This is a genomic window from Pseudomonas sp. WS 5011, assembly GCF_012985775.1.
Lineage (GTDB): Bacteria > Pseudomonadota > Gammaproteobacteria > Pseudomonadales > Pseudomonadaceae > Aquipseudomonas > Aquipseudomonas peli.
Window position 1 is genome coordinate 1 of the sequence record NZ_JAAQXA010000044.1, and the last position, 8,656, is coordinate 8,656.

Consider the following 8,656-nt stretch of genomic DNA (forward strand, 5'->3'; position numbering starts at 1 on the left):
AGGCTTCGCATAATTTCCGTGACGTTACGTTTAATCGTGTCGGGACAATGCTGTAAGCTCCCGGCGCGATTTAATGTAACGTCCATTATGCGATGCCAGTTCTAGACCTTCCTGAATATCTGTTACGTAACGCGCACCTCTACGCTCCAGGCCGTGACGACCTGGGCGCGGTATCTCATGTGCTCGAGGACTATGGCCGGCTTGTTGGTGAGCTTCGCCAGGTGCGTCGCCGGTTAGCGCAGCTGGATGAGGAGGGTGCTGCACTGGACGCCCGCTTAGCAGCCCTGCAGGACGCCTGCCGAGCTATTTTAGAGCTTTAGGGTCTATTACTAGCCCGTCATTTCTGACAGCTCTCCAGTGCGTTCCACCGGCATCCTTGCTCATATCCAGCACATGCTGTCTTGTTCTTCTGAATCCCCATGGGACCCCTTCGAAGTCTATTTGTGGCTCGCATGAAGCCCACGACCTCTGTCCTTTTTGCTTGAATTGCACCGTCCATACTCCCTTGTCTGGCACGTCTTCATCTTGCAGCTCTATTGCTGGCTGATCGCGGTGGCGTTTTACGCGCGCCGGTTTGCTTAGTTGTGCTTTCACAATGGCCAGCTCGTTCCCCATTACGTCCGCCCGTGCTTCTGCCAGGTCTGCCCGCTCTAGTGCTTTTTTCAGTTCTTCAGTCAGCGAATCTATTTGTTTCGTCAGTTCTGCCACGTCTTCCCAGGCCGGGCCTACTTTTGTTTTTTCGTTACGTTGCGCTTTTTGCGCCTCGCGGTATCTGCGCTGGCGTTCGGCATTGCTCAGCGCTTGTCCTTTGGCTGGACGGCCTCGGCCGCGCTTCGGCTCCAGCTCCAGGGGCTGGGTTTGCTTTTCCAGGTGATCGATCATTAGCAAACTCCCAGGCGCTGGCTGTACAGCCGGTTGGCCTCCCCGACCAGCTCAAAATAGCGAGCCATTGGGATCCCAGCGTCACGGCGCAGAGTGGCAAGAAATTCGCGCAGATCACCGAATGCACATAACAAAATATGCTCGGAATCTATGAGATAGGGGCCTTGCAAAAGATTGCGGAAATGCTGTTTTTCGGCTGAATCGGTCATCCCGCACAGGATTCTATAGAGGCCAGGGGCGACGCTTGCTAGGGCTTGGCGCTGAGTCATTGGTAACGCTCCGTTCCGTGTGTATGGTGTAATTATAGTTACGTAACGATAAATAGGCCAGCGTTACGTAACGATAAATCAACCGTTCGTCGGAATATCCGTAACGCCTTGCGCGTAACGATAAATCAGCGCGACTTCTGCCAGTGCCTCGCCCGCAAGGCCGCCCCCCTCACTGTTCAACCCGCTTTTCGCTCTAGTTGGCGTGCTCGTTCATGCGCGTGAGGTACACCCGCACATTTGCGATGGGCGCGTAGCGGCCAGTGGCGAAGCCATGCTTTGTCTGCGCCTGGACCGGCGCCGGGAGGGGTGGGGGTGCTGTAACACCCCCACTTTACCGCACAATCGTTCGGTTTCAGTCCTTGCCCAGTACCGTTTCTCTGTATGCCTTTACGTCCTGGGCTGACAGCGTTGATAGGTGTTTCCAGATCAGCGCCCCCAGCAGATCGCTTTCTTTCACGTCCTCTTTTCTCTCGACGATCAGCTTGATCCTTTTGGCGTTTAGCGCCTCTACGGCCTCGTCTCGCAGCCTGTATGTCTTCGCCATCTTTTGATTTCACCTTGCCATCATTCGTGATTTCCGACTGACGTGATTTTTGCACGTGTTGCAATGTCATGTGTGATTCAGCTATAAAGTGCGCAAATGTCATTTGTGATTTAGCTACAAGATCACTTTTGTCTATTCCGGCTAAGGGTTTCGCATGTTTTACGACTGGATCAAGGCTTACCAGGATTACCCCTTCCACCTGCCAAAGGTCGGTGATGTGATCTGCCGTCGATTCGACGTTGAGACCGAAGAATTGCTTTCGACCAGCGTTCCCGCCTTTTTCGCTGAGGGTAGTTACTGCACCACGTTTCGTATTCACGTTTGCGGGCGGCGGATCACGGTTGATGGCAATGCCTCCCGACTTAATCGCCTGGATAACGTGTTCGGCATCGAAACGCTTGATGGCTGCATGAAAGTCATCAACGCCGTTTTGGTCGAGCTGGGCCTGCCGGAAATGACCAAGTGTAAGAAGCTTCAACAGCTTCAAGACGGTTCGTATCTGGCCGATGGCGCGGTTTTTCAGCGGCTCGACCTGACCAGTAATTTCTACGTAGGCAAGGGCAACGAGAGGGCTTTTCTTCGTGGCATTTCTAGCCAGCGTTTCCGCAACTCGATTGCCTATTTGTATCCGGACGGCAACACGTGCGTCTGGACTCCTAAGGGCGGCGAGAAAGCTGGCTCTCTGGTTTACCCCGGCAATTACAACAAAGCGGCTGAGCTCGATGCTCACCTGCTGCCCAAGGTGAAACGCACTTTTGGCGAGGATTCCGACGAATTCCGCTACGTGCGGGAACTGCGCGACTGGTGTGCATCAGTCGGCATGGTGCGCTCTGAACTCAAGTGCAGATCAGAGTATTTGAAGAGGGAAGGGCTCCGGTTTTGGGGGCTCTTCGATGAACAGAAGTTGCGAGAAATCCACAGGGGGTTCCTCATGGTTGGCGAAAAATGCGAGATCACTAATTTTGATGTTTTGACCGTGGCTGACGAGCTGCTGGCCAAGGGCATTGTCGATCACCGCAAGGCCGCAATGACTACTGCCGGTTACGTTGCGCTTTGGCAATGTGGCCAGCGCTTTGACCTTGAAGCTCGCGCTGTTCAAAAACATCGTGCTCGTCTCCGTGAGATCGGTATCGACATCAAGCTTCCGTTCGATGCCACCCGCCACGGCGTTGTTTTCATCCGCAACGTGCGCGAAATCGAACGTGTTTTCGCCATGCCTACACCAGCGTTTTACCGCCCGGCTGTAGTGCCGCGCCACCTCCAATTGGTGGCAGCATGATTCTCGCCGTCGAATCCAAACCAGGGCAGGGCATGACCCTTCGCGGTGGTCTCCAGTTCGACCACTCGCCGGTTCCCTTGGTCGATCAGGAACGCACCCGGCTTCTGCTCGAAATGAAGAACGCCGCTGATTTCTATGACCTGCATTTCGCCATAGCTGAGCATTCCGGTTTTGTCCGTGGCCTGTTTATGGCCATGCAGATCAGCGCGCCGGTACTGGTCGTTTTTCAGGTCGAGGCCCGCCGTGTTGCCCAGGTAGCGGCTGATCGCCTCTCGCTGGTGACCCAGTGAACCGGGTCAAATTGCAGGGCAGGGCGCCGACCCTCCGTGACCAGCAACGTGCTGCCACTTCTCGCAGCACCAACTATGGCGCCGTCGATTTCAACCAGCTCCGCGAGACCCTGGACGCTCGCCAGTTCGTCGGCCCACCCATGCCGCTCTGGCTTCGCCCTGATTTTCAACCTGACGTTTCTTTCGATCGCGCAACCCGCCGCCACTGGCAACTGGTCGCCGACTTCAACCGTTACGGCTACTGCGAATTTAAACAACACGGCACGCCTTTTGTTGGTGATGCCTTCGGCTTTGGCCAATCAACTGAGGTGCATCTATGAAAATTATTCGAGGTTTTGTTCAGGGTGTAAAACCCATGGGTACCGCTGAAAAGCCATGGGCAATGGTCGGCATTAGTGAGGTTTCCGTGAATCGTAATGGTTTTGAAGAAACCACACTTCACGAAATCATGGTTGCAGGTAAGCAATATAAAGAAGGCCTTCACAATGCTTACCGCCAGCATGAAGGCTCTGAGGTTTTCGCGCCTGTTCGCGACGAAATCGACACTTACGGCGGCAAACCAAAAATAAAACATTCGCTTCAAGGCGTACCGCTTCGCCTTATGGATCCTCCCGCCCAGGCTAATAAGCCTACTGCTGTCTCTGAACAACAGAAGACTGCCTAAATGTATATCTGCGCTGAACTAGTCAATGGCGTCTGTGCCAGTTGGGTAGAGCAGGGCGCTCTAATTCCGCCTCTTAGTGTTGCTGAGGGGCTGAGTCTTGGCTGGCGTGTTCTTGCGTGTTACGCGACGGCCTGGGGTTTCAACCTTTTAATGCGCTTTATTCTCTCCCACGAAAGGAATTAACGGCTATGCCTACCGAAACTATGACCCTCGTTGAGGGTGCAATTTCAGCTCTGAAAACCGACATCGGCACCATTGGCGGCGCTATGTTTCTCGTCACCCTGGTGGTAGTTGCTTTCGCATACTTCCGCCGCTCGGCTCGTTAATTCGGCCTTGCAACACAAGAGGGGGCTTATGCTCCCTCTTTTCTTTTGGAGAGTGTTATGGGTATCGAATGGGAGTATTCAGGATGGCTTGTTTTCTTCGTTATTGTGTCTTCGGGCTTCTTTCTCTTTCGGTCTTAACTGCCGAAGCTGCTCGCCAAAAGCCTGTTGTTCGGCCTGCATCCGCCCAGGATACTTTTGTTAAAGGCGGCACTACTCTTGATATAGACCGGCATTGGGGTGAGATTCTCGACGTCCCTGGTGGCCGCGTAAATCTCCCTGTTACACAAAAGAGTGCTTATTCTTTTTCACGCATTGGGGGAATGATCAAGCAGGCCCTTAACTCGAATCCTGTAAAGTATGGCGCTACCGCTGCTGTAACGTACCTAATCACGCAGCTTCCTGGTGCATCATTCGATCCTCTTACTGGTCAGTTATTAAAGTCTCCAAGCATTGTCACTTCTGTTGTTTTTTGGGATCGTGAAAGTATTGCTGGCTCTGACAAGTTCAGTACCGGTCTTGCTGCTTGTAATACGTATTGGTCTAATGGCGCGGGGCTTGCTTCTGGCCAAACATTTGACCATGTTCAAACAAGTCCAAGTGAATGGGCCTGCCGTGCCAATAATCCGTTTCATTTTTTTGGATATGTTCGTTCTTATACAGTTAACTGCCCTAACGGTTATGATTCTGCAACTTCTGCATGTAGGCCTTCTGCTCCAATACCATCACCTTTCACGCCTCTTGATATGGATCAGCTTGTTTCTGCTTCCCCTGGTATCTCCGCGCCTCAATGGTCTGAGCTAGGCCCCGAGCTACTTGCTGATATACCTGCCACTTTCGATGGGCCTGATTCAACCGCATTTGATGGCCCGGCTTCTGTTACCGGCACGCCGACAATAACCACCACCCTTGACCACGTGAGCGGCACTTCAACCGTTGTCGAGTCAACGCCCGTTCATAACTTCGACTTCTCAACAAATCCTTTAAGCATCACTACAACCACTACCACCACAAACAACACTTACCAGAACGGCACGCTTGTAAGCACTACAACGCAAACCCAGGGCCAGCCATCAACCGAGGTTTCCGAAGTCCCTGCCCAGCTTGAGATTCCGACCGACTGTGACTTTATGCCTACTGTCTGCTCATTCATTGATTGGGTTAAGACTCCTTTTAATGAGGAAGAACCTGACCTTTCTGAGTTGATTGCAGACGAGGACTTTGAAAAGGAAATCAATTTTTCATCGAATGCCACTTGTCCAGGGCCTTCAATGATTAGCACTAGTCATGGTGATTTCGAATTCTCTTGGGAGCCGGGTTGCCAATGGGCCGGAATGATCAAGCCTCTTATCATCATCGCTGCCCTGGTAGCCGCCATCTTTATCAACTTAGGTACTGCCAGAGGGCCTGAATAATGCCTGCTATATTGGTTACTATTGGTATCTACATAATTTCAAGCGTTATTGCGAAAATCTTCGTTGCCCTGGGTATTGGCTTGCTGAGTTATTACGGCCTTTATGAACTTGTTCAGGAACTGCTTAATCAGGTTCAAGACTTAATGACCAGTTTGCCGCCCCAGGTTTTCCAGATAATTAGCCTAGCTGGCATTCCTCAAGCAATGTCGATAATCGGCAGCGCCGTATTAACCCGCGCCGCGATTAAGTCTGTCGAAATCTTCTTCGGTGTTCGCTCATGATCACGATAATTACCGCCGTTCCTGGTAGCGGCAAAACGCTTTATTGCATCGGCCTTATCGTCAAGGCGATAGAAGAGGGCAGGCCCGTTTATTCCAACATCGACGGCCTTCAGGTTCCTAAGTGCCATTCAGCTCCAGACGACTGGCGCGATACCCCCGAAGGTTCTCTCGTTATTTATGACGAAGCCCAGCAGCCGCACCTGTACCCATCAACCGCGCACCGTGGCGAAGTTAAAGACGAGCGCTTGCGCCAGATGGAAGTACACCGCCACACCGGCCACGATCTGATTTTCGTCAGTCAGTCGCAAAGTTTCCTTCATCACCACATTAGAAAGCTCGCAGGCGAACACATCCATTTTTACCGTGCCTTCGGCTCTAAAACCGTCACTAAATACACCTGGCAGCACACTGTTGATTCCCCGAATGACCGTGCTGAACAGGCGAGGGCGGACGCCTTCCCCTGGAAGTTTCCCAAGGAACATTTCGGCCTTTACAAGTCAGCGACGATTCACACCCACAAGTTCAAAATGCCGAAAAAACTGGCCGCTCTGATCGCCTTTATTTTCGTCGTAGCCGGCTTGACCACTTACAACGCAATGAGCAGTGAAAATAGCTACCTGTTCGGCACTTCCAGTGACAAGGCACCAGTAGAGAAACCCGTCGAGTCAGCTTCGTTGCAACTGGCCGCCTCGGCGCTGGGTGGTGTCGGCTCCGCCGCCACCACCAGCCCGAGCCGGCCAACCTCTACGTCTATGTACGACTGGGCCGACACTGAGCCTGTCACGCCAATTGCTGGCTGCATCAGCTCCGCGACTAAGTGCCAGTGCTTCAACGAATCTGGCTCAGCGCTCAAGCTCTCGCATGCGCAGTGCCTTTCTGCAATCATTAACCCGTTGCCCAGGTCAATAATCGTCGGAACTGGTGGAGGTTCACGGAATGGGAATGCAGGACCGGGAGTGGTACCGGGAACATCACCGCAGCCAACAGCAGGCGAGCAACCGGCAAACGTTCTCTAGGCCCGCCGTGATCATTCGTTCACGCTTTGCGCCTGGGTTCTTCCTGGGCCTGTTTGTTGGCGCTGTAGCTGTATCGACTTACTTTGTTTTCATGCCTGATGCTTTCAGGGCGCTCTATATTCGATTTTGGGCGTTTTTCGGCTAAATCCGCTGCGCGATACCAGATCGCGCAGATCGCAAAGCACAGCGCAGTTCTGGTGCCTTCCTGGCTAGAGGCTTCGCATAATTTCCGTGACGTTACGTTTAATCGTGTCGGGACAATGCTGTAAGCTCCCGGCGCGATTTAATGTAACGTCCATTATGCGATGCCAGTTCTAGACCTTCCTGAATATCTGTTACGTAACGCGCACCTCTACGCTCCAGGCCGTGACGACCTGGGCGCGGTATCTCATGTGCTCGAGGACTATGGCCGGCTTGTTGGTGAGCTTCGCCAGGTGCGTCGCCGGTTAGCGCAGCTGGATGAGGAGGGTGCTGCACTGGACGCCCGCTTAGCAGCCCTGCAGGACGCCTGCCGAGCTATTTTAGAGCTTTAGGGTCTATTACTAGCCCGTCATTTCTGACAGCTCTCCAGTGCGTTCCACCGGCATCCTTGCTCATATCCAGCACATGCTGTCTTGTTCTTCTGAATCCCCATGGGACCCCTTCGAAGTCTATTTGTGGCTCGCATGAAGCCCACGACCTCTGTCCTTTTTGCTTGAATTGCACCGTCCATACTCCCTTGTCTGGCACGTCTTCATCTTGCAGCTCTATTGCTGGCTGATCGCGGTGGCGTTTTACGCGCGCCGGTTTGCTTAGTTGTGCTTTCACAATGGCCAGCTCGTTCCCCATTACGTCCGCCCGTGCTTCTGCCAGGTCTGCCCGCTCTAGTGCTTTTTTCAGTTCTTCAGTCAGCGAATCTATTTGTTTCGTCAGTTCTGCCACGTCTTCCCAGGCCGGGCCTACTTTTGTTTTTTCGTTACGTTGCGCTTTTTGCGCCTCGCGGTATCTGCGCTGGCGTTCGGCATTGCTCAGCGCTTGTCCTTTGGCTGGACGGCCTCGGCCGCGCTTCGGCTCCAGCTCCAGGGGCTGGGTTTGCTTTTCCAGGTGATCGATCATTAGCAAACTCCCAGGCGCTGGCTGTACAGCCGGTTGGCCTCCCCGACCAGCTCAAAATAGCGAGCCATTGGGATCCCAGCGTCACGGCGCAGAGTGGCAAGAAATTCGCGCAGATCACCGAATGCACATAACAAAATATGCTCGGAATCTATGAGATAGGGGCCTTGCAAAAGATTGCGGAAATGCTGTTTTTCGGCTGAATCGGTCATCCCGCACAGGATTCTATAGAGGCCAGGGGCGACGCTTGCTAGGGCTTGGCGCTGAGTCATTGGTAACGCTCCGTTCCGTGTGTATGGTGTAATTATAGTTACGTAACGATAAATAGGCCAGCGTTACGTAACGATAAATCAACCGTTCGTCGGAATATCCGTAACGCCTTGCGCGTAACGATAAATCAGCGCGACTTCTGCCAGTGCCTCGCCCGCAAGGCCGCCCCCCTCACTGTTCAACCCGCTTTTCGCTCTAGTTGGCGTGCTCGTTCATGCGCGTGAGGTACACCCGCACATTTGCGATGGGCGCGTAGCGGCCAGTGGCGAAGCCATGCTTTGTCTGCGCCTGGACCGGCGCCGGGAGGGGTGGGGGTGCTGTAACACCCCCA

Annotated in this window: 13 protein-coding genes; 8 read left to right on the top strand and 5 right to left on the bottom strand. The window is 53.4% G+C overall.

Annotated elements, in window-relative coordinates; genetic code table 11:
- Positions 1–303: 303 nt before the first annotated feature.
- The 3 genes from HBN63_RS20990 to HBN63_RS21000 all read right to left on the bottom strand — a co-directional run bounded on the left by HBN63_RS20990 (position 304) and on the right by HBN63_RS21000 (position 1,695).
- Complete coding sequence (locus HBN63_RS20990) at positions 304–882, bottom strand: hypothetical protein (protein WP_170050761.1); 579 nt, start codon at positions 880–882, stop codon at positions 304–306.
- Positions 882–1,151 (bottom strand): hypothetical protein, encoded by a 270-nt coding sequence (locus HBN63_RS20995; RefSeq protein ID WP_170050762.1) that lies wholly within the window; start codon positions 1,149–1,151, stop codon positions 882–884. The genes HBN63_RS20990 and HBN63_RS20995 overlap by 1 nt, the downstream gene beginning before the upstream one ends.
- Before the next feature lie 352 nt (positions 1,152–1,503).
- Complete coding sequence (locus HBN63_RS21000; protein WP_170050763.1) at positions 1,504–1,695, bottom strand: hypothetical protein; 192 nt, start codon at positions 1,693–1,695, stop codon at positions 1,504–1,506.
- Between the two features lie 154 nt (positions 1,696–1,849).
- On the opposite strand from HBN63_RS21000, the gene HBN63_RS21005 reads away from it, so the two are divergent.
- The 8 genes from HBN63_RS21005 (at position 1,850) to HBN63_RS21040 (ending at position 6,963) form a co-directional block, all read left to right on the top strand.
- Complete coding sequence (locus tag HBN63_RS21005; RefSeq protein WP_170050764.1) at positions 1,850–2,974, top strand: phage/plasmid replication protein; 1,125 nt, start codon at positions 1,850–1,852, stop codon at positions 2,972–2,974.
- Entirely contained in the window at positions 2,971–3,264 is a 294-nt protein-coding gene (locus tag HBN63_RS21010) for a hypothetical protein (protein WP_170050765.1), read from the top strand. The genes HBN63_RS21005 and HBN63_RS21010 overlap by 4 nt, the downstream gene beginning before the upstream one ends.
- Positions 3,261–3,584 carry a hypothetical protein gene (locus HBN63_RS21015; protein WP_170050766.1) on the top strand — a complete coding sequence of 108 codons (324 nt, stop codon included), beginning with the start codon at positions 3,261–3,263 and terminating at the stop codon, positions 3,582–3,584. Before HBN63_RS21010 ends, HBN63_RS21015 begins: the two co-directional genes overlap by 4 nt.
- A complete protein-coding gene (locus HBN63_RS21020; protein ID WP_170050767.1) occupies positions 3,581–3,928 on the top strand; it encodes a hypothetical protein in 348 nt (115 codons plus the stop codon). The genes HBN63_RS21015 and HBN63_RS21020 overlap by 4 nt, the downstream gene beginning before the upstream one ends.
- Positions 3,929–4,116: 188 nt before the next feature.
- Entirely contained in the window at positions 4,117–4,254 is a 138-nt protein-coding gene (locus HBN63_RS21025) for a major capsid protein (protein ID WP_170050768.1), read from the top strand.
- Between the two features lie 83 nt (positions 4,255–4,337).
- Positions 4,338–5,666 (top strand): virulence factor TspB C-terminal domain-related protein, encoded by a 1,329-nt coding sequence (locus HBN63_RS21030; RefSeq protein ID WP_170050769.1) that lies wholly within the window; start codon positions 4,338–4,340, stop codon positions 5,664–5,666.
- Entirely contained in the window at positions 5,666–5,947 is a 282-nt protein-coding gene (locus tag HBN63_RS21035; protein ID WP_170050770.1) for a DUF2523 domain-containing protein, read from the top strand. Before HBN63_RS21030 ends, HBN63_RS21035 begins: the two co-directional genes overlap by 1 nt.
- Positions 5,944–6,963: a zonular occludens toxin domain-containing protein gene (locus tag HBN63_RS21040; RefSeq protein ID WP_170050771.1), complete on the top strand. Its 1,020-nt coding sequence runs from the start codon at positions 5,944–5,946 to the stop codon at positions 6,961–6,963. The genes HBN63_RS21035 and HBN63_RS21040 overlap by 4 nt, the downstream gene beginning before the upstream one ends.
- A 516-nt stretch (positions 6,964–7,479) precedes the next feature.
- Here the strand turns inward: HBN63_RS21040 and HBN63_RS21045 are convergent.
- Together HBN63_RS21045 and HBN63_RS21050 are read right to left on the bottom strand one after the other, a co-directional pair.
- Positions 7,480–8,058 carry a hypothetical protein gene (locus tag HBN63_RS21045; protein ID WP_170050761.1) on the bottom strand — a complete coding sequence of 193 codons (579 nt, stop codon included), beginning with the start codon at positions 8,056–8,058 and terminating at the stop codon, positions 7,480–7,482.
- Positions 8,058–8,327 (bottom strand): hypothetical protein, encoded by a 270-nt coding sequence (locus HBN63_RS21050; protein WP_170050762.1) that lies wholly within the window; start codon positions 8,325–8,327, stop codon positions 8,058–8,060. Before HBN63_RS21050 ends, HBN63_RS21045 begins: the two co-directional genes overlap by 1 nt.
- Between the last annotated feature and the right edge of the window lie 329 nt (positions 8,328–8,656).